This is a genomic window from Nocardia panacis, assembly GCF_003598715.1.
GTDB classification, from domain to species: domain Bacteria; phylum Actinomycetota; class Actinomycetes; order Mycobacteriales; family Mycobacteriaceae; genus Nocardia; species Nocardia panacis.
In genome coordinates, this window is record NZ_QZFU01000023.1 from 181018 (window position 1) to 205038 (window position 24021).

General features: G+C 69.6%; 21 protein-coding genes. 14 read left to right on the forward strand and 7 right to left on the reverse strand.

Annotated elements, in window-relative coordinates; genetic code table 11:
* Position 1 precedes the first annotated feature (1 nt).
* Genes meaB through D5S18_RS19825 form a run of 3 tightly spaced genes read right to left on the reverse strand, consistent with a single transcriptional unit; the run spans position 2 to position 5243 of the window.
* Positions 2–1129, reverse strand: a complete 1128-nt coding sequence (gene meaB / locus D5S18_RS19815) for a methylmalonyl Co-A mutase-associated GTPase MeaB (protein WP_120042545.1) — start codon at positions 1127–1129, stop codon at positions 2–4.
* On the reverse strand, positions 1126–3396 hold the full coding sequence (gene scpA / locus D5S18_RS19820) for a methylmalonyl-CoA mutase (protein ID WP_120042546.1): 2271 nt from the start codon (positions 3394–3396) through the stop codon (positions 1126–1128). Before scpA ends, meaB begins: the two co-directional genes overlap by 4 nt.
* Positions 3396–5243 carry a methylmalonyl-CoA mutase family protein gene (locus D5S18_RS19825; RefSeq protein ID WP_120042873.1) on the reverse strand — a complete coding sequence of 616 codons (1848 nt, stop codon included), beginning with the start codon at positions 5241–5243 and terminating at the stop codon, positions 3396–3398. Before D5S18_RS19825 ends, scpA begins: the two co-directional genes overlap by 1 nt.
* Positions 5244–5534: 291 nt before the next feature.
* Here D5S18_RS19825 and D5S18_RS19830 point away from each other — a divergent pair, with 291 nt between their 5' ends.
* On the forward strand, positions 5535–6212 hold the full coding sequence (locus D5S18_RS19830; RefSeq protein WP_120042547.1) for a TVP38/TMEM64 family protein: 678 nt from the start codon (positions 5535–5537) through the stop codon (positions 6210–6212).
* Between the two features lie 15 nt (positions 6213–6227).
* Here D5S18_RS19830 and D5S18_RS19835 read toward each other — a convergent pair whose 3' ends face one another.
* A complete protein-coding gene (locus D5S18_RS19835) occupies positions 6228–7130 on the reverse strand; it encodes a S1C family serine protease (RefSeq protein WP_120042874.1) in 903 nt (300 codons plus the stop codon).
* Between the two features lie 707 nt (positions 7131–7837).
* Between D5S18_RS19835 and D5S18_RS19840 the strand changes: the two genes are divergently transcribed.
* Entirely contained in the window at positions 7838–8578 is a 741-nt protein-coding gene (locus D5S18_RS19840) for a magnesium transporter CorA family protein (RefSeq protein ID WP_120042548.1), read from the forward strand.
* Between the two features lie 112 nt (positions 8579–8690).
* Positions 8691–9224 carry a DUF3558 family protein gene (locus D5S18_RS19845; protein WP_158607907.1) on the forward strand — a complete coding sequence of 178 codons (534 nt, stop codon included), beginning with the start codon at positions 8691–8693 and terminating at the stop codon, positions 9222–9224.
* Position 9225: 1 nt separating this feature from the next.
* Here the strand turns inward: D5S18_RS19845 and D5S18_RS19850 are convergent, their stop codons facing one another.
* Positions 9226–9693: a PaaI family thioesterase gene (locus D5S18_RS19850; RefSeq protein ID WP_120042550.1), complete on the reverse strand. Its 468-nt coding sequence runs from the start codon at positions 9691–9693 to the stop codon at positions 9226–9228.
* A gap of 217 nt (positions 9694–9910) precedes the next feature.
* Complete coding sequence (locus tag D5S18_RS19855; protein WP_120042551.1) at positions 9911–10615, reverse strand: hypothetical protein; 705 nt, start codon at positions 10613–10615, stop codon at positions 9911–9913.
* Positions 10616–10715: 100 nt separating this feature from the next.
* Between D5S18_RS19855 and D5S18_RS19860 the strand changes: the two genes are divergently transcribed.
* The 7 genes from D5S18_RS19860 (at position 10716) to D5S18_RS19890 (ending at position 17876) form a co-directional block, all read left to right on the forward strand.
* Entirely contained in the window at positions 10716–11795 is a 1080-nt protein-coding gene (locus D5S18_RS19860) for a FecCD family ABC transporter permease (RefSeq protein WP_239003885.1), read from the forward strand.
* On the forward strand, positions 11792–12853 hold the full coding sequence (locus tag D5S18_RS19865) for a FecCD family ABC transporter permease (protein WP_239003886.1): 1062 nt from the start codon (positions 11792–11794) through the stop codon (positions 12851–12853). The genes D5S18_RS19860 and D5S18_RS19865 overlap by 4 nt, the downstream gene beginning before the upstream one ends.
* The gene (locus D5S18_RS19870) at positions 12850–13689 is read left to right on the forward strand and encodes an ABC transporter ATP-binding protein (RefSeq protein ID WP_120042552.1); all 840 of its coding nucleotides are present in this window, start codon (positions 12850–12852) and stop codon (positions 13687–13689) included. Before D5S18_RS19865 ends, D5S18_RS19870 begins: the two co-directional genes overlap by 4 nt.
* Before the next feature lie 36 nt (positions 13690–13725).
* Positions 13726–14124 carry a BlaI/MecI/CopY family transcriptional regulator gene (locus D5S18_RS19875; RefSeq protein WP_120042553.1) on the forward strand — a complete coding sequence of 133 codons (399 nt, stop codon included), beginning with the start codon at positions 13726–13728 and terminating at the stop codon, positions 14122–14124.
* Between the two features lie 71 nt (positions 14125–14195).
* Entirely contained in the window at positions 14196–15134 is a 939-nt protein-coding gene (locus tag D5S18_RS19880; protein WP_120042554.1) for a M56 family metallopeptidase, read from the forward strand.
* A gap of 193 nt (positions 15135–15327) precedes the next feature.
* On the forward strand, positions 15328–17028 hold the full coding sequence (locus D5S18_RS19885; RefSeq protein WP_120042555.1) for a DEAD/DEAH box helicase: 1701 nt from the start codon (positions 15328–15330) through the stop codon (positions 17026–17028).
* A gap of 2 nt (positions 17029–17030) precedes the next feature.
* Positions 17031–17876 (forward strand): DMT family transporter, encoded by an 846-nt coding sequence (locus D5S18_RS19890; RefSeq protein ID WP_120042556.1) that lies wholly within the window; start codon positions 17031–17033, stop codon positions 17874–17876.
* Positions 17877–17936: 60 nt separating this feature from the next.
* Here D5S18_RS19890 and D5S18_RS19895 read toward each other — a convergent pair whose 3' ends face one another.
* The gene (locus D5S18_RS19895; RefSeq protein WP_120042557.1) at positions 17937–18875 is read right to left on the reverse strand and encodes a phosphotransferase; all 939 of its coding nucleotides are present in this window, start codon (positions 18873–18875) and stop codon (positions 17937–17939) included.
* Positions 18876–19003: 128 nt separating this feature from the next.
* Between D5S18_RS19895 and D5S18_RS19900 the strand changes: the two genes are divergently transcribed.
* The 4 genes from D5S18_RS19900 (at position 19004) to D5S18_RS19915 (ending at position 24021) form a co-directional block, all read left to right on the forward strand.
* Positions 19004–20440, forward strand: a complete 1437-nt coding sequence (locus D5S18_RS19900; protein WP_120042558.1) for a GuaB1 family IMP dehydrogenase-related protein — start codon at positions 19004–19006, stop codon at positions 20438–20440.
* A 248-nt stretch (positions 20441–20688) separates the two neighbouring features.
* Positions 20689–22089 carry a hemolysin family protein gene (locus D5S18_RS19905; protein ID WP_120042559.1) on the forward strand — a complete coding sequence of 467 codons (1401 nt, stop codon included), beginning with the start codon at positions 20689–20691 and terminating at the stop codon, positions 22087–22089.
* On the forward strand, positions 22082–23146 hold the full coding sequence (locus D5S18_RS19910; protein ID WP_120042560.1) for a hemolysin family protein: 1065 nt from the start codon (positions 22082–22084) through the stop codon (positions 23144–23146). Before D5S18_RS19905 ends, D5S18_RS19910 begins: the two co-directional genes overlap by 8 nt.
* Positions 23143–24021: a 3-methyladenine DNA glycosylase gene (locus D5S18_RS19915; protein ID WP_239003887.1), complete on the forward strand. Its 879-nt coding sequence runs from the start codon at positions 23143–23145 to the stop codon at positions 24019–24021. The genes D5S18_RS19910 and D5S18_RS19915 overlap by 4 nt, the downstream gene beginning before the upstream one ends.

Here is a 24021-nt window from a genome sequence, read left to right on the forward strand (position 1 = left end):
CTCAACTGTCGAAGGCGTCCAGGATTTCCGCGGCGGCCATGGCGGCGGTGACGGTGCCGTCGCGGACATCCTTCTCCACTTGGGCGCGAACGGCTTTCACCTTCGGATGGTCGCTCAGGCGGCGCAGGAGCTGGTCGTGCACCATGGTCCAGGTCCAGTCCACCTGCTGACGGCGACGTTTCTCGGCGAATTCGCCCGCCTCGGTGAGCACGCGACGGTGTTCGAGCACCGTATCCCAGAACTTGTCCAGGCCAATGCCTTCCAGGCCGCTCATGGTGAGCGCCGGGGGCCGCCACAGCGCCTCGCGCGGATGGATGAGCCGCAGCGCGCCCGCCAATTCCCGCGCCGCGGCCTTGGCCTCGATCTCGTGCTTGCCGTCCGCCTTGTTGACCGCGACCAGATCGGCCAGCTCCAGCACACCCTTCTTGATGCCCTGCAACTGATCTCCGGTGCGGGCCAGGGTGAGGAAGCAGAACACGTCCACCATGGCCGCCACCGTCACCTCGGACTGGCCGACGCCGACGGTCTCCACCAGGATCACGTCATAGCCCGCCGCCTCGAGCAGCACGATGGTCTCGCGGGTCGCCTTGGCCACGCCACCCAGCGTGCCCGCCGTCGGCGAGGGACGAATATAGGCTTCCCGCCGCACCGACAGACGCGCCATGCGGGTCTTGTCGCCGAGGATCGACCCGCCGGTCCTGGTCGAGGACGGATCCACCGCCAGCACCGCGACCTTGTGACCGCGCTCGATCAACTGCATGCCGAGGGCATCGATGAAGGTCGACTTGCCGACGCCGGGCACACCGGTGATCCCCACCCGATTGGAGACGATCCGCGCCGCCGCCGCGGTGAGCCGCAGCAGCAGCCGCTGCGCCAGCTCGCGATGATCCGACCGCGTCGACTCGACCAGCGTGATGGCCCGCGCCAACGCGGCCCGCTCCCCCGCGCGCACCGCGTCGGCGAGCGCGTCCACATCGATCACACGGCCACGCGGCGGTGGATCAGAGTGCGGCGCAGGCGCTGACGCATCGGAGTGCGCGGCACTCTGTGATGAATAAGAGTGCGCGGCACTCTGCGATGAATCAGAGTGCGCGGCACTCGGAGCCGAATCGCCGTGCACCGCACTCATCCGGCGACGATGCCGATCTCGTAACCCAGTTCCGCGCCCAACTTCTTCAGCAGATCGATGGCCGCGTCGGCGATGACCGTGCCCGGCGGGAAGATGGCCGCGGCCCCCGCCCGATACAGCTCGTCGAAATCGCCCGGCGGGATGACACCGCCCACGATGACCATGATCTCGGGCCGCCCGACCTCGGCCAGCGCCCGCCGCAGCGCGGGCACCAGCGTGAGATGACCCGCCGCCAGCGAGGACACCCCGACCACGTGCACGTCGTTGTCCGCCGCCTGCTGGGCCACCTCCTCCGGCGTCTGGAACAGCGGACCCACGTCCACGTCGAAGCCCAGATCGGCGAAGGCGGTGGCGATCACCTTCTGCCCGCGATCGTGGCCGTCCTGGCCCATCTTGGCGACCAGGATGCGCGGACGGCGACCCTCCGCCTCCGCGAACTCCTCCACCAGTTCACTCGCCTTGGTGATATTGGTGACCTTCCCTGCCTCGTCCCGGTAGACCCCGGACAGCGTGCGGATCTCGGCCTGATGGCGACCGTACACCTTTTCCAGCGCGTCGGAGATCTCGCCGACGGTGGCCTTGGCGCGGGCCGCGTCGATGGCGAGGGCCAGCAGGTTATTGGCCATTCCGCCCTCGGATGCGGCGGCGGCCCTGGTCAATTCGGCCAGAGCGCGCTCGACGGCCACCGAATCGCGTTCCGCGCGCAGCTGTGCCAACTTCTCGATCTGCTCGGCGCGCACCCTGGAGTTGTCGACCTTGAGGACCTCGACCTGCTGGTCCTCCTCCACCTGGTACTTGTTGACCCCGATCACCGGCTGCTGACCGGTATCGATGCGGGCCTGGGTGCGGGCGGCCGCCTCCTCGATGCGCAGCTTCGGGATGCCCTCCGAGATCGCCTGCGCCATACCGCCGTGCGCCTCCACCTCGGCGATGTGCGCGCGGGCGCGGTTGGCCAGCTGGTGGGTCAGCCACTCCACGTAGTAGGAGCCGCCCCACGGATCGATCGGGCGGGTGGTGTTGGACTCCTGCTGAATGAGCAGCTGGGTGTTGCGGGCGATGCGGGCGGAGAAATCCGTCGGCAGCGCCAGCGCCTCGTCGAGGGCGTTGGTGTGCAGCGACTGGGTGTGGCCCTGGGTCGCGGCCATCGCCTCGATACAGGTGCGCGCCACATTGTTGTAGGCGTCCTGCGCGGTGAGCGACCAGCCCGAGGTCTGCGAATGGGTGCGCAGCGACAGCGATTTCGCGCTCTTGGGCTCGAATTTCGCTACCAGCTCGCTCCACAGCAGCCGCCCGGCCCGCAGCTTGGCCACCTCCATGAAGAAGTTCATGCCGATGGCCCAGAAGAACGATAGTCGCGGCGCGAACTTGTCGACCTCCATGCCCGCCGCGATACCGGCCCTGAGGTACTCGACGCCGTCGGCCAGGGTGTAGGCGAGTTCCAAATCCGCTGTGGCACCGGCCTCTTGGATGTGGTAGCCGGAGATGGAGATGGAGTTGAACTTGGGCATCCGCGCGCTGGTGTAGGCGAAGATATCGGAGATGATCCGCATCGACGGTCGCGGCGGATAGATGTAGGTATTGCGGACCATGAACTCTTTCAGAATGTCGTTCTGAATGGTTCCGGCCAATTGTTCGGGGGAAACGCCCTGTTCCTCGGCGGCCACCACGTACAGCGCGAGGATGGGCAGCACCGCGCCGTTCATCGTCATCGAGACGCTGACCTGATCGAGCGGGATCTGATCGAACAGTTGGCGCATGTCGAGAATGGAATCGATGGCCACACCGGCCATTCCGACATCGCCCTGCACCCTGGGATGGTCGGAGTCGTAACCGCGATGGGTGGCCAGGTCGAAGGCCACCGAGAGGCCCTTCTGTCCGGAGGCCAGGTTGCGGCGGTAGAAGGCATTCGAGTCGGCCGCCGTGGAGAAGCCCGCGTACTGGCGAATCGTCCACGGCTGGTTCACGTACATGGTCGGATACGGGCCGCGCACGAACGGCGCGATACCCGGCACACTGTCGAGCGGATAGCCCTCGGCCACCGCGACCGCACGATCGGCCGCGGTGAAGATCGGCGGCACGTCGATCCCCTCGGGCGTGGACCACACCAACTGCTCGGGGGTGTAGTTGTTCGCCGCGGCGGCGTCCGCCACGAACGCCGCGACCTGCTCGGCCGCGACCGGCGCGGGCTGCGGCGCGGTCAGCGGCACGTCGGCGAAACTGCCGATGCGATGTTCAATCCCAAGATGTTCTATACCACCCAGTGTCATCAGGCACCCACCTTCTCCAACAGACCCGAAAGCGCCTCGACCGCATCCATCTTCGCGGCGAGATACCCATCCGGGCGCATATCCTCGGCCACCTCGGCCACCGCCTTGGCCGCACCGGCCAGCAGCACCGTGCGCACACCCGCCGCGCGCAAACGCTCGACCGCATGGCCCGCCTGCTCGGCGTAGCGGGCGTCGGCCCCGCACAGCACCGCGATCCGCGCGCCGGATTCGGCGGCGGCCTCGGCGATGGCCGCCACGCTCAGCGGGCCGGGATTGACGGCCTCGATACCGCCGCAAGCCAACAGATTCGCCGACCAGGTGACCCGCACATTGTGTTCGGCCACCGAGCCGAGCGGCACCAGCAGCGCCTTCGGCCGCGCGCCGTGCGCGGCCAGGTAGGCGTCGGAGCGGTCGCGCAGCGCCTCGAAAGCCGCACCGTAGCGGGCATTCGGGCCGGGCCGCCGCGCCGCCGCCGACAGCGGGGCCTCCACCGGATTCGGGAATTCGTTGACGCCGGTGACCGTCGTCGCGCGGTGCGCGATATCGCGATCGCGCCGCGCCGCTGTCGCGCCGATCCGCTCGGCCAGCAACCCGGAGTCGAGCACGGCGCGGTAGCCGCCCGCCGCCTCCAACTCCTGCATGAATTCCCAAGCCTTCTCGGCCAATTCGGCGGTGTAGTCCTCCACATACCAGGAACCGGCCGCCGGATCGAGCACATGCCCCAGATGTGACTCCTCGAGCAGCAGCAACTGGGTATTGCGGGCCATGCGCTCGGCGAACGCCTTGGATACCCCCAATTCGCCGGGCGGCAAAGCGGAATCGAAGGGCAGCACCGTCACCAGATCCGCGCCGCCCACACCAGCGCCGAAGCAGGCCAGCGTGGTGCGCAGCATATTCACCCACGGATCGCGCTGGGTCATCATGGCCGCCGAGGTGACCGCGTGCTGCGGCGCGCCACCGAAGGCGGGCGCCCCGCACACATGCGCCACCCTGGCCCAGATCCGACGCGCCGCGCGGAATTTCGCGATGGTGGCGAATTGGTCGTCGGTGGCGGCCAAGCGGAAACTCAACTGGCCGAACGCGTCCGCGATATCGACGCCCGAATCGGTGAGCACACGCAGATACTCCAGACCCGCGGCGACGGCGGCGCCGAGTTCCTGCGCGTCGGAGGCGCCCGCCTCGTGGAAGACGGTGCCGGACACGGTGATCGCCCGCACCGTCTCGGCGCGGGCCGCCGCGCGGCGCACCAACTCCACCGTCTCGTCCAGCCCGATATCGTCGGCGCCGACGAACCTGCTGGTCAGCGGACCCGCACCCAGATAGACCTGAATATCGGCGCGCCGCTGCGGCGTATCGGCATCCAGCAGCGAGAACACCTGCGTGGCCGCCGCGTTCGCCGCCGAACCGGCCTCGAGCACCAGCGGGGCGAGCTCGAACAGCAGACCCGACAGCGCCGTCGACATCCGTTCGACCGCGACGCCGTGCGCGCCCACCCGCAGCCAGACCGCGCCGATACCGTTCTCCAGACCCGTCAGCAGTTCGCGATTGGCGGCTGTCGCCTCGGGTTCGGTGATCCGCGCGCAGGCGAACCATCCGCGGTGCGCGTCGCGGGTGGCGTCGCGACCGCGAACGAATGGGTACACGCCCGGCAGCGGCAACTCGGGGCGCTCGTCGCGGCGGGTGTACAGCGGGGCGATGGTCACATCGTCATAGGTGCGGGCATCGAGCAGATGCTCCGGCTCCGCGGGCAGGTCGGCGGTGTCGACGCGCCGCGCCTTCGCCAGCACACCGGCCACGCCCTTGCGCCAGGCGGCATAGTCGGGCACGGGATCTGAACCACTCGGCATCGTCGCAGCTTTCTGTTCCATCGTGGCGGCGCTCCATTCCGGATCGCGCGGTGACGCAAGGTACCGCGCTCGGTTCGGCCGATTACCGCCGGTCACCTCAGGAATACCGGATACCGCGGCACCCGCCCATACTTCGCACGATATTCGCATGGCACTGTGTGGCTGCTTCGCATGGCGAACGATCTCGGGTTCGCGCAGTTCAACGCGGAGGAATCGAAACCATCGCGCCGAGTTCGATGGTAGTCCGGCGCGTGGGCGGGCGAAACAGATCCGAGCGGTACGCTGTGCCGAGTGACCAGGCTGATCCGTGACCCGCGCACCGCGGCACTCGTCGTCGGTGTACTCGCGGTCTTCGGTGCGGCGCTACTGGTTCCACTGCCCGGCCCGCGCGAGATCCAGCAGTGGGCGCACGCCATCGGCCCCTCGTTCGTCCTGCTGTTCTTCCTCGCCCACGTTCTGATCACCATCGCACCCTTCCCGCGCACCGTGCTGACCCTCAGCGCCGGCCTACTGTTCGGCCCGTGGATCGGCATCCTGGTCGCCGTCGGCGCGACCACTGTGAGCGCCGTCCTCGCCTTCGGACTCGTGCGCGCCCTCGATCACGAGCGCGTCGCCAAGCGCCTCACCCACCCCGCCGTTCGCGCCGTCAACCGCCATCTGGCCCGCCGCGGTTGGCTCGCGGTCGGCTCGCTGCGCCTCATCGCCGCCGCACCGTTCTCCGTCGTCAACTACTGCGCCGCCCTGTCCGCGATACCCTTCGCGCCCTATCTGCTGGCCACCTTCCTCGGCATCATTCCCGGCACCGTCGGCACCGTTCTGCTCGGCGACGCGCTGACCGGCCACCTCAGCGTCGCCTCGATCGTGGTGACGGTGATCTGCTTCGCCATCGGTGTTATCGGGTTGCTCGTCGATATGCGGTGGCGACTCGACGAGGTCGAAACACCGGTGCCGGTCGCCGCGCGGGACTGACCGGACACCTCGGTATCAGTCACCGGGCAGTTCGATGGGGACGGCGATCACGTCGACCATCGCACCGGTGCGCAGCACGGTGACCGGTAGGGAACGGCCTATCGCGTCGTCGAAGAGTTGACGTTGAATGCCCTGGGCGTCGCGGACCTCGGCGCGGGCCACACTCAGCACCAGATCGCCGCGACGCAGACCCGCCTGCTCGGCCGGGCCGCCGCGCACGATGTCCACGATGCGCACACCCGCGTCCTGACCGGTGCGGGCGGCCACGGGTGCGGGCAGCGGCGCGGGAACGCCCACGAGTCCGAGGTAGGCGCGACGCACCCGGCCCTCGTGCAGCAGCGTGGTGATGATGCGGCGGGTGGTCCGATTGATCGGGATCGCCAGGCCGAGTCCGATACCGGCCACCGCGGTATTGATCCCGACCACCCTGGCCGCCGAATTGGCCAACGCACCACCGGAATTGCCCGGATTCAGCGCGGCATCGGTCTGGATGACGTCCTCGATCACCCGACCCGCCCGCCGCGAGGCCACCGGCACCGCGCGACCCAACGCGCTCACCACACCCGCCGTCACCGACCCCGCCAACCCCAGCGGGCTGCCCACCGCCACCACCAACTGTCCGACCACGAGATGGTCCGCATCCCCCAGGGGCGCCGCGCCCGGCGCGCCGCCGCGCACCCGCAGCACCGCCAGATCCGACAGCGGATCCACCCCGACCACCTCGAAACGCGCCTCGCTCCCGTCGGCGAACACCGCCTCGCCCCGCAGGGCGTCGCCGACGACGTGCGCATTGGTCAGTAGGGCGCCGTCATCGGTGAAGACCACCGCCGAACCACCCCCGCGCCGGGTCCGCACACTCGCCACATGCGGTGTCACCGCCGCCGCCACGGCCACCACCGTCCGGGAATAGGCGTCCATCGCCGCTCCGTCCCGCTGTGCCGCGCCGTCGTCTCGGGCGGTGTCGTTTCGGGCCGTGTCCGCGGCGGTGTCGTTTCGGGCCGTGTCCGCGGCCGTGTCATCTCGGTCGTCTCGCACCATGTCCTCACCCACGACGAACCCCCAAGATTCGATCACCGTGTCAACCAACTCCTCCAGCATGCGCCCGCCGGACACCGCGCGCATCAGCGTTCGCCGACGGCGCGGTCCGAGCGGGCCGCGGGTATCGGATCGTGATGTATCGCGCGGGAATTCGTCATGCGGACCGCCGCGGGTGTGCGGTGTTGCACCTTCGATTGACGAGGCGAGCGGGGTGATCTCTAATGGTCGGTGGCGCGTTTCGCGCCACGGATCACCTATCGGGCAGCAACCACGACGAAGCGGGGTGAGCGGCGGATGCCGGATGACAGTATCGACATCGGTGACCGGATACCCCGTGCGAAACAGGTTGCGCCACCTCGAGGCTGATCCGCGCCCGGCGGCCGGCGCGCCGCCCGCCAGAACTTCCCCCTTCGACCCGAACGGTCGGCACCCCAACAGGTTCCGGCCGCGGTGGTGCGGGTGCGTACCGCCGAGGGCAGCCACCAGTAGACACATTGGAGTACGACCATGACCAATCAACAGCCCGAAACAACAAGGTGCGCACCGCGTTCCACCGCAGGCCAGCTCCTCGGACGGCGTTAGCCGCGATGTCCACTCCCCTGCTGCGGGCCGCCAACGGCCGCTTCGATACCGAGGTGCTGCATCGGCACTGGATCCCGCTGGCCCGCGCCGACGACGACACCGCCGCCGTGCTGCGCGAACGACTCGGCGTGGACTTCCCGGCCGCCGGTGAACGCCCCTGGGAGACCGGCGATTTCCGCTATCTGCCGGTCACCGCCAACTACCGCAGTGCCGAGGCCGTCACCCGCGAGACCATCGTCTTCGCCCTCGGGGCGGACTTCCTGGTCACCCTGCAACCGTCGGAACGCTTCCTCCCCTTCGACGGCGCCGCGATGAAGATGCGGCGCGACCCGGCGTTGACCGGTTCGCCGCACGGCGTCATGTACGCCCTGCTGTGGGCGCTCAACGAGGCGTCCGAACTCGTCGGCCACGGCGTCACCGCCGCGCTGGATGCCGATCGGGCCGAGATCGACGCCGCCACAAGGGATACCGATCTGGGCGAGACCATCTCGCGGCTGAACGCGACGGAGCGCACCATCTCCCGCACCCTGGACACCCAACTGCAACTGTCCCGCGCCGCCCGCCACCTTGGTGCCGAGATCCCCTCCGGCGCAGCCGATCTCGACGCGGCCATCAGGCTGCTCGGCGCGGATGTCGACGGCGTGCGACAGCAGGCGGAGTACGCGCACAACACCGTGCGCTATCTTCAGCAGTCGGTACTGACCTGGCTGTCCTACAGCAGGCGCAGGAGTTGGCGCGGACGCTGAGGCCCATCCGTCACGGTGATGACAGCCCATCATGGGATGGACGAGGACAACGGGCGGGGCGATACCCGGCGGCGGTAGCCTTGGCCGTGGTGATCGAGGGAAGGGAGCGACCGTGACCGCACGGCGGATGCGCCTGCTCGGCGTGGGCGCGGTGGCGGCGGCCGGTCTGGTGGCCGGGTGTTCGTCCGCCGACGGACCGGGGGCGGCCGCGCCCATCGTCGATCCGTTCGCCGACTGCTCGGTGCTCACCCCGGATCAGATCACCGAGGCGCTCGGCGCCAGTTCGCTGACGCCGCAGCATCATCCGCCGGTGTGCGTTTGGCACGTCGCGCGCGGCGAGGCGCAGTCCGATGTCACCTTCACGGCGGTGCGGCAGCAGTCGCTGCAGCAGGCGTGGCAGCGGGCCGAACAGGACGGCTACCGCCTGGAGCATCTGACGATCGTGCAGGACATTTTCGGCACCCGAACCACGGCCACGGGGTTCTACCTGCGCTCGCCGACGGATCCGGGCGATTGCGCGGTGAGCGCGGCCAGCAATGGCACCACCGTCACCTGGCGGGTGCGCAATCATTCGCACAGCGCCGCGCCCGATCCGTGCGCCGCCGCGCTGGCGTTGATCAAGCTGACGGTCGACCTGTCGCCGTAGTTCAGTCGCGCTGCGGCAGATTCTGCAATCGCACCTGACCGCGCGAGATGGTGCGACCCTCGTCGTCGGTGAGGACGACGACCCACAGTTGCTGGAGTCGACCGCGATGCAGCGGGGTGGCCTCGCCGTGCAGGGTGCCCGAGCGCACGGCGCGCAGGAAGTCGGTGTTGTTGTTGACGCCGACGACGGTGCCCACATTGCCATTGGCGTTGTACCAGACCGCGCCGCCGATGCTGGCGAGGGATTCGATGACGGTGCAGTAGACGCCGCCGTTGACGATGCCCGCCATTTGCAGCAGCCGAGGGGTGACCACCAGTTCGCCGCGCACCCGGTCGGGGGTGACCTCGGTGAAGCGCAGTCCGATCTCGTCGGTGAAGGTGCCCGCGCTGAGTCGGTTGGTGCCCTCCGGCGTCAGTTCGGCCAGTGCGTCGGCCAGTGCCCGATTCTCCGAGACTTCTTGCTGTGTCATGGTCGACAGCGTGACACGGATGTCCGGTACGCCGGCGTCCGGGGTCCGGCCACGACGAGAAAGGGCTTCCACCGCAAGGCATTCGGAAAAAGAGCGACGGGCTCCATGCGGTGGGAAAACATGGAGCCCGTCGCGGCAGGGGATCGGGGGTCACCGCAGCCCTCGGGACTCGCTCTCGATCCTGACGCCTCGGCAAGTATAGGTCAGGCTTACCTAACTACGCAAGCCGCAGGCGCCGCGCGGCGAGTCCCCGATGCTCGAGCGCGGCGAGCAGCGCCTCGCCGCGACGGGCCGCGAGCGCCGCATCGGTGCGCGCCAACTCGGGCACGTAAGTCGCCGCGCCCGTGACGGATTCGCCGACCAGTTCCCAGAAGCGGCGGGCGCTCAGTCGGGCGCAGCGCGCCAGCGTCGACTGCACCAGCGTCAGCGAGGAGGCGCAGCGCTGTGCCAACCACAGCGTCATGGCCTCCCCGCAGGGCAGCACGAGAACGCCGCGATCACCCGCTAGGGGGTCACCCGCGACCACGCGAATCGTGGTGTCGGCCAAGCCCGCCCAGTCCAGGCCCCCGTCATTGTCGGTGTGCAGCCACAGGTTCTCGAGTCCGGGATCCCAGGCTCGACCCTCCAGGACGAGCAGCGCGGCAACCCGACCGACAATGCCGTGGATCAGCGCGGTGGCAACGACTTCCGCCGCCATGGCCGGACTGCTCATCTCGGCGGCATGCCGCCGATACATCAGGTCGACGCGCCCCTCCCCGGCGCCCTCGGCGAGCTGCCACCAGCGGCGTTTGCCCTGGTCGGCCATGGCGGCCACGGCGTAGACGCGCGGATGCTCCGGCTGCAACCCCCGCAGCCGGGCGCCCACCCGGCCGAATGTCTGGTGCGCACGCCGGGGTGCGCAGGTTGTCATGAGCTCGGGCATCGAACCTCCTCGTCGGACTGGTGCCGTTGCAAGATAGGTTAGCCTTACCAGACCTAGCAAGACCCGCACTGCCGCACGATGTCAGGAGTTATTCGTCGCCGTGAACCCTCGAGTCGCCCTCGCACGGCGCGTCCCACCCACCCATCGTCGCACCTCGCCCGCGCGCCGCCGCACCGCCGGATTGCTCGCGCTCACCGCACTTCTCGGGGTCCTCGCCGTGGCGGGAATCATGATCGGAACGCGCTCGCTGTCCCCCGCCGCGGTCTTCGACGCGCTCGCCCATGCCGTCGGCTGCGCGGGCGGACCGTTCCGCTGCCCGGCCGAGAACACCGCCGCCGAGATCGTGCGCGGATTGCGCCTGCCGCGCACCGCTTTGGCCGCGGTGACCGGCGCGGCCCTGGGCATCGCGGGCGCACTGATCCAGGGCTACACCCGCAATCCGCTGGCCGACGCCGGATTGCTCGGACTGAACGCGGGTGCGGCCTTCCTCGCGGCACTGAGCATCTACCTGTTCGGCTTCACCGCGCCGGAGCAATACATCTGGTTCGCGTTCGCGGGCGCGCTGCTGGCCGGACTGGTGGTATTCGGCGCGGCGTCGACCGGGAGGGCGAGCCCGTTGGCGCTGGTGCTGGCGGGTTCGGCGGTCGCCGCCTTCCTACAGGCCATGACGAATGCCGTTGTGCTGCTCGATGGCACCACACTGGACACCTACCGGTTCTGGGTGGTCGGCGCGGTCTCGGGCCGCGACGCCTCGGTGTTCTGGCAGGTGCTGCCCTTCCTCGCGGTCGGTATCGCGCTCGCGGCGCTGTCCGGACCGACGCTGAACCTGTTGAGCCTCGGCGACGAGGTGGCGCGCGGACTCGGCGTGCACCTCGGGCGCGGACGGGCGGTGGGGCTGGCCGCGATCGTGCTGCTGTGCGGGGCCGCGACCGCGGCGGTGGGGCCGATCGCCTTCCTCGGTCTGGTCGTCCCGCATATCGCGCGCGTCTGGACCGGTCCGGACTACCGCTGGCTCATCCCGTATTCCGGTGTGCTCGGCGCGCTTTCGCTGCTGCTCGCCGATATCGTCGGCCGGGTGGTGGCCCGGCCGGGCGAGGTGCAGGTCGGCGTGATGCTCGCCGCGCTCGGCGCGCCCTTCTTCCTCGTCATGGTCCGGCGGCGGCGATTGGCGGCGCTGTGAGCACGCCCCTGGTCTCGGCGGTCCGGATCGGATCGGTCTCCTTCCTCGCGCGGCCGAGGGCGATCGCGCTCGCCCTCGGCATGGCCGGGTTGCTGTTCGCGCTGTTCTGCCTCGATATCGCCTTCGGCGACACCCACATTCCGCCGAGCCGGGTCCTGGAGGTGTTGAGCGGCGGCGGAAGTCGGGCGCAGCGCTTCATCATTCTGGAATCGCGCCTGCCGCGGGCGCTGACCGCAGTGGTGGTGGGGGCGGCCCTCGGATTGTCCGGCGCGCTGACCCAGTCGATCCTGCGCAATCCGCTGGCCAGTGCCGACATGCTCGGCATCACCTCGGGAGCGAGCCTGGGCGCGGTCGCGGTCATTGTCGGGACCGGCGGCGCGACAACCGGTTTCGCGGCCACCGTCGGCACGCCGCTGGCCGCCCTCCTCGGTGGACTCGGCACGGCGGCCGCCATCTATGTCTTGGCGATCGGACGCGACGGGGTGTCCGGGTTGCGGCTGGTGCTGATCGGAATCGGCGTCAACGCGCTGCTGCTCTCCGGTATCAGTTGGCTGCTGACGAGAGCCAGTCTGCTCGAGGCGAGCCGGGTGCAGTTGTGGCTCAACGGTTCCCTCAATGCCGCCGACCAATCCCATCTGGCGCCCGCCGCGCTCGCCTTCGCCCTCGCCGCCTGCGTCGCCGTCGCGTCTACCAGAACCCTGGCCGCGCTGCGTCTCGGCGCGGACACCACCAGAGCGCTCGGTGTGCGCATCCAGACGCAACAGGCGGTGCTGCTCACCGCCGCCGTGGTCGCGGCGGCCGTCGCCACCGCCGCGGTCGGTCCGGTCGGCTTCGTGGCATTGGCGGCGCCGCAGATCGCGCGGCGACTGCTGCGCGCCCCCGGCGAACCGCTGGTCGGCGCGGCGCTGGTCGGCGCGCTGCTCGTGGTCGGCGCGGATCTGGTCGCGCGCACGCTGTTCCCGGCCGACCTGCCGGTCGGCGTGGTGACCGCGGCCTGCGGCGGACCGTTCCTGCTCTACCTGCTCATGCGCGTGAATCGGAAGGCAACGCTCTCATGACCGACTATCGGCTCGCCGCCGAGGACCTCACCCTCGGCTACGGCGAGCGCGTCATCATCGACAGGCTCTCGTTGCGGATCGAACCCGGCCTGATCACCACCGTCATCGGCCCCAACGGCTGCGGCAAATCCACGCTGCTGCGCTCGCTGGGCAGGCTGCTGCGCCCGCGCGCGGGTCGCATCGTCCTGGACGGCAAGGCCATTTCGAGCATGAAGACCAGGGAGGTGGCGCGCGCGGTCGGCGTGCTGCCGCAAACACCGACCGCACCCGAAGGGTTGACGGTCGCGGATCTGGTGGCGCGCGGACGTCATCCGCATCAGTCCTGGCTGCGCCAGTGGTCCGCCGACGACGAGGCCGAGGTTTTGGCCGCGCTGGCCCGGACCGGCATCGCCGACCTGGCCGAGCGCACTCTCGACGAACTGTCCGGCGGCCAGCGCCAGCGCGCCTGGATCTCCATGGCCTTGGCCCAGGGCACCGATATCCTGCTGCTCGACGAGCCCACTACCTATCTGGACCTGGCCCATTCCCTCGAGGTGCTCGATCTGGTTGACCGACTGCACGACGAGCACGGCCGCACGGTGGTGATGGTGCTGCACGATCTGAATCTGGCCATCCGCTACAGCGACCGACTGGTGGTGATGCGGGCGGGACGCATTGTGGCGCAGGGGGAACCGGCCGATATCATCGACGCGGCGCTGCTGCGCGAGGTGTTCGGCCTCGAGGCGGCCGTGCTCGAGGATCCGGTCTCCGGCCGCCCGATGATCACGCCCATCGGCGCGCGCCATGTCCGCGTGAGTAACGCCACACAGCTACCGGTCAGTTACGACAAGGTGTAGTACGCAATCGCGTCGTTGAGTCCGTAAACTTGGGGAATGGCAGGACTTGGTGAACTCGAGAAAGCGGTCATGGACCAACTGTGGTCCAGCGACGAACCGCAAACCGTTCGGCAGGTGCACGAGGCACTGGCCGCCCGCCGCGAACTCGCGTACACCACGGTGATGACGGTGCTGCAACGCCTGGCGAAGAAGAATCTGGTGGTCCAGCAACGCGACGACCGCGCCCACCGCTACGCCCCGGTCCACACCCGCGACGAGTTGGTGGCCAGCCTGATGGTCGACGCGCTGCAGCAGGCCGAGGAGGCGGGCAGCCGCGCCGCCGCGCTGGTGCACTTCGTCGAACAGGTCGGCAAGGACGAGGCCGCGGCACTGCGCGAGGCACTCGCTAAGCTCGAAACCGACGAAGACGAGGACGAGGCAGCGCCGCCCCATTGAGCGGCAGCGCAGCCACATCGAGCAGTAGAATCCTCGGACCAGACCCCCACAACGCAGTGAGCTGAGTCGAGATGAACGCAACCGCGCCGGTATTCGCCGGACTCGCCTTGCTTCTCGCGGGTCCCGCCCCGGCACTGTTGGCGCGGGCGAAGTGGACCTACCGGACCCCGCGCGCCGCGCTGGTGCTGTGGCAGGCCATCGCGTTGGCGGCCGTGCTCAGCGCCTTCGGCTCCGGTCTGGCCATCGCCGCCGAACTGCTGGTTCCCGGCCCCGACGGCAGGCCGACCACCTCCCCCACCCGCGAGATAGACGCGCTCGGGCTGCCGCTGTGGCTGGCCTACATCTTCGTCTTCGCACTCACCCTGCTGGTGGGCGCGCGGCTCATCTGGGCGGTGCTGCGGGTCGGCGTGCACACCCGAAGACGACGCGCCAAGCACCGCATGCTCGTGGATCTGCTGGATCAGGGCGGCCCGGCCCGGCGCGCCGCCGATATCCGGGTCCTGGCCGCCCCCGAACCGATCGCCTACTGCCTACCCGGTCTGCGGCGGCGCGTCGTGGTCAGCGCGGGCACCCTCGACAATCTCGACGAGAAGGAGCTCGCGGCCATCCTCAGCCACGAGCGCTCCCATCTGCGCGCCCGCCACGACCTGGTCCTCGAGGCGTTCACCGCCGCGCACGAAGCCTTCCCGCGCCTGGTGCGCAGCAAATCGGCGCTGGATTCGGTCAAACTGCTCATCGAACTGCTCGCCGACGATTCCGCGGTCAAGGCGACGGGTCCGCGCCCGCTGGCCCGCGCGCTGGTCGCCTGTTCCAAGTCCACCGCCCCGCAGGGCGCGCTCGCCGTCGGCGGGCCGAGCACCCTGATCCGCATCCAGCGCCTGTCCGGTCCGCTCGGCGACCGCAAGCTCTCCGCCGCCGCCTACCTGGGCTCCGCCGCCATCCTCGTGGTGCCCACACTGGCCGTGGCCATTCCCTGGCTGGTCGAACTCAGCCGCCTGTTCCGTTCCTGAGGCGGGACCCGGCCGCCCACCGGGTTTACCCAGACGAATCCCCAGCACCGCGATTCGTCGGTGGAGCCTGCCGGGCGGTAGGCTCGATAATCGAATCACCCCTGATCAACCGGTTCGCAGCCGGACTCATCCGCTCGGCCGCACCCACGAGTGCCACAGCTTGCCGCGCCGAGGCACGAAAGGCACCCATTCAGTGACCCGTTCCACATCCGCCAGTTTCGCGGAGCTCGGCCTGCCCGCCGTCCTGGTGCAAGCGCTGCGCCGCGACGGCATCGAGGCGCCGTTCCCCATCCAGGCGGCGACCATCGCCGACGCTCTAGCGGGTCGGGATGTGCTCGGACGCGGGCCCACCGGGTCCGGAAAGACCCTCGCCTTCGGGTTGCCCATGGTGACCAGGCTCGCGGGCTCCCCCGCCAAGCCGACCCGTCCCGTCGGCCTGATCCTCGCGCCCACCAGGGAATTGGCCGCCCAGATCGAGCGCTCGCTGGACGAACCGGCCCGCGCGCTCGGTCTGCGCATCGCCTCGGTCGTCGGCGGCGCGCCCATCAAGCGCCAGGCCGACCGGCTCGCGCGCGGCGTCGACCTGCTCATCGCCACGCCGGGACGCCTCGCCGACCTGGTCGCCCAGGGTTCGGCCGACCTGTCCGAGGTGCGGATCACCGCACTCGACGAGGCCGACCACATGGCCGATATGGGCTTCCTGCCGCAGGTCACCAAGCTGCTCGACCGCACACCGAAACACGGTCAGCGCCTGCTGTTCTCGGCCACTCTCGACGGCGAGGTCGACAAACTCGTCAGGCGCTATCTCACCGATCCGATCACCCACTCCACCGCGCCGCCCGCCGCCTCGGTCACCACCATGACCCACCACCTGCTGTTCGTGGACAAGGGCGACAAGCGGGCCGTGCTCACCGAGATCGCCGCGCGCACGGGCCGCACCATCATCTTCGTCCGCACCAAATACGGTGCGGACCGGCTCGCAAAACAGTTGCGCGCCACCGGGATCGAGGTCGGCGCCCTGCACGGCGGCAAGGCACAGAACAACCGGACCCGCACCCTGTCGGCCTTCGCCGAGGGCGATGTCCCGGTCCTCATCTGCACCGATGTCGCCGCGCGCGGCATCCACGTCGACGACATCTCCCTTGTCGTGCACGCCGATCCCCCGGCCGAATCCAAGTCGTATCTGCACCGCGCGGGCCGCACCGCCCGCGCCGGGGCCGAGGGTACGGTCGTCACCCTCGTCACCGCCGAGGAGCGCGCCGACGTCGAGAAGATGACGCGCAAGGCGGGCATCGACATCGAGGGCGTGAACGTGCGTCCGGGTGATGCCCGATTGGTCGCCATCACCGGTGCGCGCGCGGGCGCGGCGGCGGATCTGCCCGAGCCGGGCGCGAATTCGCGCAGGCGCGGCGGACAGACCGCACGCACCGCGGCGGAGACCTCCGCACCCACCGGCAAGTTCCGCAGACAGGTGGGCGACACCGCGACGCGCGCAGTCGCCAAGACCGGCCGCGGCGCCGGGTCCGAGGGCAGCCGCCGTTCGGCGGGACGGGCCGTGGATTCCGATGCCGATCGGACGACCCGTACGGGTCATCGGACGGCGCAGACCGATTCCCGCACCGGACGGGGTCGACCACAGGACGGCGGCAGGCCGAGGGCAGCGGCGGGTGAGGCCAGGACGGGTGTCGGTCGAGCGGCCCGAAGCGGCAAACCCGGCGCACAGGCGGGCTCGAGCGGACGCGCGGGTGGCGCCGCCGCGGCGCGATCCGGGGCGGAGAAGTCGGCGGCGCGGTCCGGACAGTTCGGAGCGGGCAGGCCGAACAGGGGAGACACGCCCGGCGGTGCTCGGCGACACGCCGGGGCGAGTGGTCGCCGCAACCGAGGAGCAAATTAGTCGTGACGGGGAATCCGGTGGGTGCGATCATCTGCGGGCTCATCGCCGCGCTCATGTTCGCGCTCGCCGCAGTCGCGCAGCAAAGCGCGGCCGCGGCGGTGCCGGAGGACAAGCCGCTGGTCGGTCAACTGGTCCGCAATCCGAGATGGTGGGCGGGCATTGTCGGCGATATCGGCGGATACGGATTCCAGGTGGCGGCGCTGGCGCTGGGCGCGGTGCTGCTGGTGCAGCCGATCCTGGTGAGCGCCTTGGTTTTCGCGCTGCCGCTGGCCGCACGGTTGAATGGCCGCCGCATCACCGGACGCACCTGGGCCATCGCCGTCGCCCTGGCGGGCGCCCTCGCCTGCTTCCTCGTCGTCGGCAATCCGAGTGAAGGCAAAACCTATGCGCCCCTTGGCGATTGGGCGCTGCCGCTCGGCCTGATGATCGTCGTGATCGCGGTGGCGGCCGTCCTCGGCCTGCGCGGCGGCGATCCGAGCCGTCGGGCGCTGCTGCTCGGCGCGGCCAGCGGCTCGCTCTACGGTCTGGCCGCCGCCCTGACCGAATACGTCTCCACCCTCTTCGAACACGGTATCGGGCACGTGGTCGCCAGTTGGCAGACCTGGGCGCTGATCATCGCGGGCCTTGTCGGATTCTTCCTGCAGCAGAAGGGTTTCCAGGCGGGTCCGCTGGCGGCCTCGCTCCCCGCCGTCACCATCGCCGAACCACTGGCCGCCGCCTACATCGGCATTACCGTTCTCGACGAGCGCTTCCGCACCAACACCGTCGGGCTGGTCGTCACCGCGGCGGCCGTACTCGTCATGTGCGCCACCACGATCCGACTGTCCCGTGCTCAAGCCGCCGCCTGATTATCAGGCCGAGGGCGTGTGTCGGAGTCTCATCCTCCGAATGAGACTCCGACACACGCCCTAGAGATGGAAGCGGCGGATGGTGTCGGTCAGCACCGCCAAGCGTTCCGCACCGAAGTCCGGCAGGTCGTTCTCGATGCCGTGCAGGACATCACGGGCCGGGTCGGCGCAGGCCCAGAAGCGGAGTTTGCGTTCCAGGCCGGGATCCAGGTCGGCGCCGCGGGCCTGCTGGACCCGGCGAACGAACGCCGGACCGGCCTCCGGGTAGAGGTAGGCGAGATCGTAAGCCGGATCACCGATCTCGGTATCGCCGAAGTCGATGAGGCCGGTGATTCGGGTGTCGGTCACCAGCAGGTGGTCGAGGCTGATATCGGAGTGCAGCAGGGTCGGACGGTAGGCGAAGTTCGCGTCGTCGGCGAGATACCCCTCCCATGCGGCCAGCAGCGCGCGGGCTTCGGGGGCGGGCAGCAGCGGGATCACTTCCGCACGCACCGCGTCCAGGTCCTCCGCGAAATCACCACGCGGGTCGGCGGTTTCGATACCGAGTTCGCGCGCGCGGTCGACCGGGAACCCGTGCAGGGCATCGATGAGTTCCGCGAGCACGCGCACCGCGTCGGGAGTCCGCGCGATCCCCCGGCGCTCCCATTCCGCGACGGACAGCGAGTCGCCCGGCACGGCCGGATAGACGCAGAATCGGCCGGGACCGAGCGGATTCGGCGCCGTGAACAGGAAGCCGGGAATGGGCAGCGGCAGCCGCAACGCCAGTTCCGGCAGCAGCCGCGCCTCGCGGGCGATGCCGTCCGCGCCGTCCAGGCTCTGCGGCAGCCGCAGCACGTGCCCGACACCGGCGTGCTCCAGCAGCAGTGCGACGCTGTCCATTCCGGCCCCGAGCGGTTGCAGCGACCCGTCGGCCAACTCGGGGCGCGGCGATTCGGCGAGTGCGGCGCGCACCGAGACATCCCAATCGACCGGCAGTTCCACGCTCGCGCTCATATCCATCCCCGAATCCTAGGCGCATGTCCGAATTGTGCGGTTCGCCCGGTCGGTTCGATAGTGATCGGCATCTCATTCAGATCGAGTGCGCGTGATTCGCCCGCGCGACCGCGTCCGCCACTACCATCGGGTGAGTGCAATTTCTCCCCGGTCATCAGCCGCCGTACGACCTGACCTACGACGACGTCTTCCTCGTGCCCAACCGCACCGATGTCGCCTCCCGGTTCGACGTTGACCTGTCGACCGCCGACGGGTCCGGCACCACCATCCCCCTTGTCGTGGCCAATATGACAGCGGTCGCGGGCCGCCGCATGGCCGAAACGGTCGCCAGGCGCGGCGGCATCGTGGTCCTGCCGCAGGATCTGCCGCTGCCCGCCGCCGCCGAGACCATCGCCTTCGTCAAGAGCCGCTCGCTCACCGCCGATACCCCGGTCACCCTGGATCCGGAGCGCTCGGTGTCCGAGGCCGTGGCGCTGATGCACAAGCGCGCGCACGGCGCGGTCGTGGTGGTCGAGAACGGCCGCCCCTTCGGCGTGGTCACCGAGGCGTCGTGCACCGATGTGGATCGGTTCGCCCGGTTGCGCGCCGTCGCGCTGACCGATTTCGTGCAGGCCCCGGCAGCCACGTCACCGCGCGAGATCTTCGAGATGCTCGAGGCCAAGCATGCCGATCTGGCCGTGCTCACCGCGCCCGACGGCACGCTGGCCGGTGTGCTGACCCGCCTCGGCGCACTGCGCACCGGCATCTACACACCCGCGGTCGATGCCAAGGGGCAACTGCGGGTGGCCGCCGCGGTCGGCATCAACGGCGATGTCGCGGCCAAGGCCAAGGCGCTGGTCGACGCGGGCGCGGACCTGCTGGTCATCGATACCGCCCACGGCCACCAGGAGAAGATGCTCGAAACCCTGCGCGCCGTGCGGGATCTGGGTCTCGGCGTGCCGTTGGCGGCCGGAAATGTGGTGTCCGCCCAAGGCACTCGCGACCTGGCGGCGGCGGGCGCGGATATCGTGAAGGTCGGCGTCGGTCCCGGCGCCATGTGCACCACCCGCATGATGACGGGCGTGGGCCGTCCGCAGTTCTCTGCCGTGGCCGAATGCGCCGCCGCCGCAAAGGAACTCGGCGTGCACATCTGGGCCGACGGCGGTGTGCGCCACCCCCGCGACGTGGCCCTGGCGCTGGCGGCGGGCGCATCCAATGTGATGATCGGCTCCTGGTTCGCCGGAACCTACGAATCCCCCGGCGATCTGCGCGTCGACCGCGACGGCAACGCCTACAAGGAGAGTTTCGGCATGGCCTCCAAGCGCGCCGTGGCCGCCCGCACCGCCGCCGACTCCGGCTTCGACCGCGCCCGCAAGGCGCTGTTCGAGGAGGGCATCTCCAGCTCGCGCATGCGGCTGGATCCGGAACGTCCGGGTGTCGAGGATCTCATCGACCACATCACCTCCGGTGTGCGCAGCTCCTGCACCTACGCGGGCGCCCGCACCCTGGCCGAATTCCACGACCGCGCCGTCATCGGCGTGCAGTCCGCGGCCGGATTCGCCGAGGGCAGGCCGCTCCCCAGCGGGTGGTAGTCGACTACAACCGGTGACGAGTTCGACACGCTTCGGTACCTGGGCGGCGCGCTACCGCACGTCGCCCAGGTAGCATGAGAGTTGCCAAATGCTCGTGCATGCGAAAGGAACCAGTTGTCACCCGCGTCCGAGGGCGCCGCACAGGAGGGCTCCTCTACCGAGCCGGGTGAGCAACCCGGCGTCCTCCTTCCCGTAGCCGTCCCCCTTCTTCTTCCCGCAGTGCCGCTCGCCTTCGGGCGGTGTTGAGGATGTCCGTCGTCCTAACCCTGCTCAGTCTGGTCGGATTCATCGCGTTGACGGCGGGTACGGCCCTGTTCGTCGCCGCCGAGTTCTCGCTCACCGCATTGGAGCGCAGCACCGTGGAGGCCGATGCCCGCACGGTGGGCGATGTGCGGTCGCGACTGGTCCGGCAGGCGCATCGCACGCTGTCGTTCCAGTTGTCGGGCGCGCAGCTCGGTATCACCATCACCACGCTGATCACCGGCTATATCGCCGAACCGGTCCTGGCTCGACTGCTGCGTCCACTCGTGGCCGCGCTCGGCCTGGGTGATGGTGCGGTGCAGGGCATTTCGCTGGTATTGGCGCTGGTGCTGGCCACCTCGCTGTCGATGATCTACGGCGAGTTGGTGCCGAAGAATATCGCCATCGCCAGATCGCTGGCCACCGCGCGCGCCACGGCCGGACCGATGATCGCCTTCTCCTCGGTCTTCGGTTGGCTGATCAATTTCCTGAACAACACGGCGAACTGGGTGGTGCGCCGCCTCGGCATCGAACCGGCCGAGGAGTTGCGTTCGGCGCGTTCCCCGCAGGAGTTGGGGTCGCTGGTGCGCACCTCGGCGGTGCGGGGCGCGCTGGATCAGCGGACCGCGCAGCTGATCGACCGGTCGCTGCGGTTCGGCGAGCTCAGCGCGGAGGATTTGATGACACCGCGCGTCAAGATCGAATCCCTGGATTTGGACGACACCATCGCCGATCTGCTCGCCGCCGCCAACCGCACCGGGTACTCCCGCTTCCCTGTGATCGATGGCGACCTGGACAACACCCTGGGCGTGGTGCACGTCAAGCAGGCGTTCAGCCACGCGGCGCAGGTGCGCGGCACCATTCCGCTGCGGCTGCTGGCCCGCGCGGTGCCGGTGGTGCCCGCCAGCCTCGACGGCGACGAGGTGCTCGAGCGAGTGCGCGCGGACGGGATGCAGGTGGCGCTGGTCGTCGACGAGTACGGCGGCACGGCGGGCATCCTCACCATGGAGGATCTGATCGAAGAGATTCTCGGCGATGTCCGCGATGAGCACGACGAGGAGGAGCTGGACGTGCGTCGGGTCTCCGACGGCTGGGACTGCTCGGGTCTGCTGCGCATCGACGAGATCTCCAGGGCCACCGGCTACGAGGCCCCCGAGGGCGAGTACGAAACCCTCGGCGGTTTGGTCCTCAGCCGCCTGGGCCGGATCCCGGTCGCGGGCGACGAGGTGATCCTGCCCAATTCCGTTGCCACCCACCACCATCCGGAGGACCACTCCGAGGGCGGCTGGCTCGCCGTGGTGGAGCGCATGGACGGTCGCCGCATCGACCGGGTGCGGTTGGTCCCGGCCACCGCATCGGTGCTGCAGAGCGCGGCGGCGCTGCTGAGCAAGGAGCCCAGCCATGGGTGATCTCTACGGTGTGCTGCTCGCGCTGATCCTGTTGGCGGGCAACGCCTTCTTCGTCGGCGCGGAGTTCGCCCTCATCTCCGCCCGCCGCGACCGATTGGAAGCCCTTGCGGCGCAGGGCAAACACAAGGCCGAGACGGTGATCCGGGCCGGGGAGAACCTGTCGATGATGCTGGCCGCGGCGCAGCTCGGCATCACCATCTGCTCGATCCTGCTCGGCCGGGTGGGTGAGCCCGCGTTCGCGCATCTGCTGCAACGCCCGTTCGAATTGCTGGGGCTGCCGGAGCAATTGCTGCATCCGGTGGGGTTCGCGCTGGCGCTGATCGTGGTGGTGATCCTGCACATCCTGCTGGGCGAGATGATTCCGAAGAATATCGCGCTCGCCGGGCCGGAACGCAGTGCGCTGCTGCTGGTCCCGATCCACCTGCAATGGTTGCGGCTGGCCCGCCCGCTCATCGCGGTCTACAACTGGGCGGCCAATATGTCGCTGCGCATGCTGCGCGTGGAACCCAAGGACGAATTGCAGGCCACCGTCTCCTCGGTAGAGCTCGCCGAGATGATCGGCGAATCCCGCTCCGAGGGTCTGCTCGACGAGGAGGAGCACCGCAGGCTCACCCAGGCGCTGGGCACCAGCGACCGCACCGTCGCCGATGTCATGGTGCCGCTGGCCACCACACGCTCGATTCCGCTGCGCGGCAATGGGACCACCCTCGGCGATATCGAATCCGCCGTCGCCGAAACGGGTTTCTCCCGCTATCCGGTGCGCGCGGCCGACGGGTCGCTGGTCGGCTACCTGCACGTCAAGGATGTGCTCGACAAGGTGGCCGACGAATCGGCAGGCCCGTCGACGCCCATCCCGCGCACCGATATTCGTCCGCTCCCGACCGTCGGCGTCGGCACCGCCCTGCACGAGGCACTGGCCCGGCTGCGCCGCACCAACAGCCACCTCGGCCGGGTCGTGGACGCCCGCGGCAACACCACCGGCATTGTGGCGCTGGAGGATCTGGTCGAGGAGTTCGTCGGGACCGTGCGCGACGCCACGCACCGGATCGCCGAATGATCGAATCCCGCCCGAATGCGACAGGGGCCGCTGCACTCCCCGCGCGGCGGTGGCGCGACCTGGCCGCCGCACACCGCGCCGAGGTGGACACGCTCATCGGCCCCTACCTCGAACGACGGCGTGCGGGTGCCGCGCACCCGGTCATCGACTTCCTGTTCACCTACTACGGGCACAAGCCGGCCCAGTTGCGCCGGTGGCATCCCGGATTCGGCGTGACGCTGGCCGATGCGGACGAGTACGCGGGCGCGAGCGGCTACCATCGCGTCCCCGAAGGTCACACCGCCGACCCGGCCCATCTGGCGCGCCGCCGCGACACCGTCGAGTTCATCGCGAACCTGCTGCGCGCCACCGCATCCCGCCCCGCCCAACTGTCCTGCTTCGGCCTGCACGAGTGGGCCATGGTCTACCGCGCCGACGAACGCCGCCACCAGGCGCCGCTGCGCTTGGACCCGGCGGCCACCGACGCCGTCGTCGAATCGATGTCGCTGCGCTGCACCCACTACGACGCCTACCGCTTCTTCACCCCGGAGGCGGTGGGCCGCAACAATATCCACCTCACCAGGGACGACCAGCTCCGCCGCGAACAACCCGGCTGCCTACACGCCAATATGGACCTCTACAAGTGGGCCTTCAAACTCACCCCCCACATCCCCTCCACCCTCCTGCTCGACTGCTTCCGACTCGCCTGTGCCGCCCGCGAACTCGATATGCGCGCCAGCCCATACGATCTCACCGCCTACGGCTACACCCCGGTCCCCATCGAAACCCCCACCGGCCGAGCCGAATACGCCCGCACCCAGACGCGCCTCTCCACCCAAGCCACTACCCTGCGCACCCAGCTTCTCCAAACCTGCGAATCCCTCCTCGATTCCTGA

What these genes read in the sequence shown, in the direction of transcription:
- D5S18_RS19915 (WP_239003887.1), top strand. Translation starts at nt 23,143, where the DNA reads ATGATCGAATCCCGCCCGAATGCGACAGGGGCCGCTGCACTCCCCGCG.
- D5S18_RS19825 (WP_120042873.1), bottom strand. Translation starts at nt 5,243, where the DNA reads ATGCCGAGTGGTTCAGATCCCGTGCCCGACTATGCCGCCTGGCGCAAG.
- scpA (WP_120042546.1), bottom strand. Translation starts at nt 3,396, where the DNA reads ATGACACTGGGTGGTATAGAACATCTTGGGATTGAACATCGCATCGGC.
- D5S18_RS19875 (WP_120042553.1), top strand. Translation starts at nt 13,726, where the DNA reads ATGGCAGGACTTGGTGAACTCGAGAAAGCGGTCATGGACCAACTGTGG.
- meaB (WP_120042545.1), bottom strand. Translation starts at nt 1,129, where the DNA reads ATGAGTGCGGTGCACGGCGATTCGGCTCCGAGTGCCGCGCACTCTGAT.
- D5S18_RS19840 (WP_120042548.1), top strand. Translation starts at nt 7,838, where the DNA reads ATGTCCACTCCCCTGCTGCGGGCCGCCAACGGCCGCTTCGATACCGAG.
- D5S18_RS19850 (WP_120042550.1), bottom strand. Translation starts at nt 9,693, where the DNA reads ATGACACAGCAAGAAGTCTCGGAGAATCGGGCACTGGCCGACGCACTG.
- D5S18_RS19870 (WP_120042552.1), top strand. Translation starts at nt 12,850, where the DNA reads ATGACCGACTATCGGCTCGCCGCCGAGGACCTCACCCTCGGCTACGGC.
- D5S18_RS19895 (WP_120042557.1), bottom strand. Translation starts at nt 18,875, where the DNA reads ATGGATATGAGCGCGAGCGTGGAACTGCCGGTCGATTGGGATGTCTCG.
- D5S18_RS19905 (WP_120042559.1), top strand. Translation starts at nt 20,689, where the DNA reads ATGTCCGTCGTCCTAACCCTGCTCAGTCTGGTCGGATTCATCGCGTTG.
- D5S18_RS19855 (WP_120042551.1), bottom strand. Translation starts at nt 10,615, where the DNA reads ATGCCCGAGCTCATGACAACCTGCGCACCCCGGCGTGCGCACCAGACA.
- D5S18_RS19835 (WP_120042874.1), bottom strand. Translation starts at nt 7,130, where the DNA reads ATGGACGCCTATTCCCGGACGGTGGTGGCCGTGGCGGCGGCGGTGACA.
- D5S18_RS19880 (WP_120042554.1), top strand. Translation starts at nt 14,196, where the DNA reads ATGAACGCAACCGCGCCGGTATTCGCCGGACTCGCCTTGCTTCTCGCG.
- D5S18_RS19910 (WP_120042560.1), top strand. Translation starts at nt 22,082, where the DNA reads ATGGGTGATCTCTACGGTGTGCTGCTCGCGCTGATCCTGTTGGCGGGC.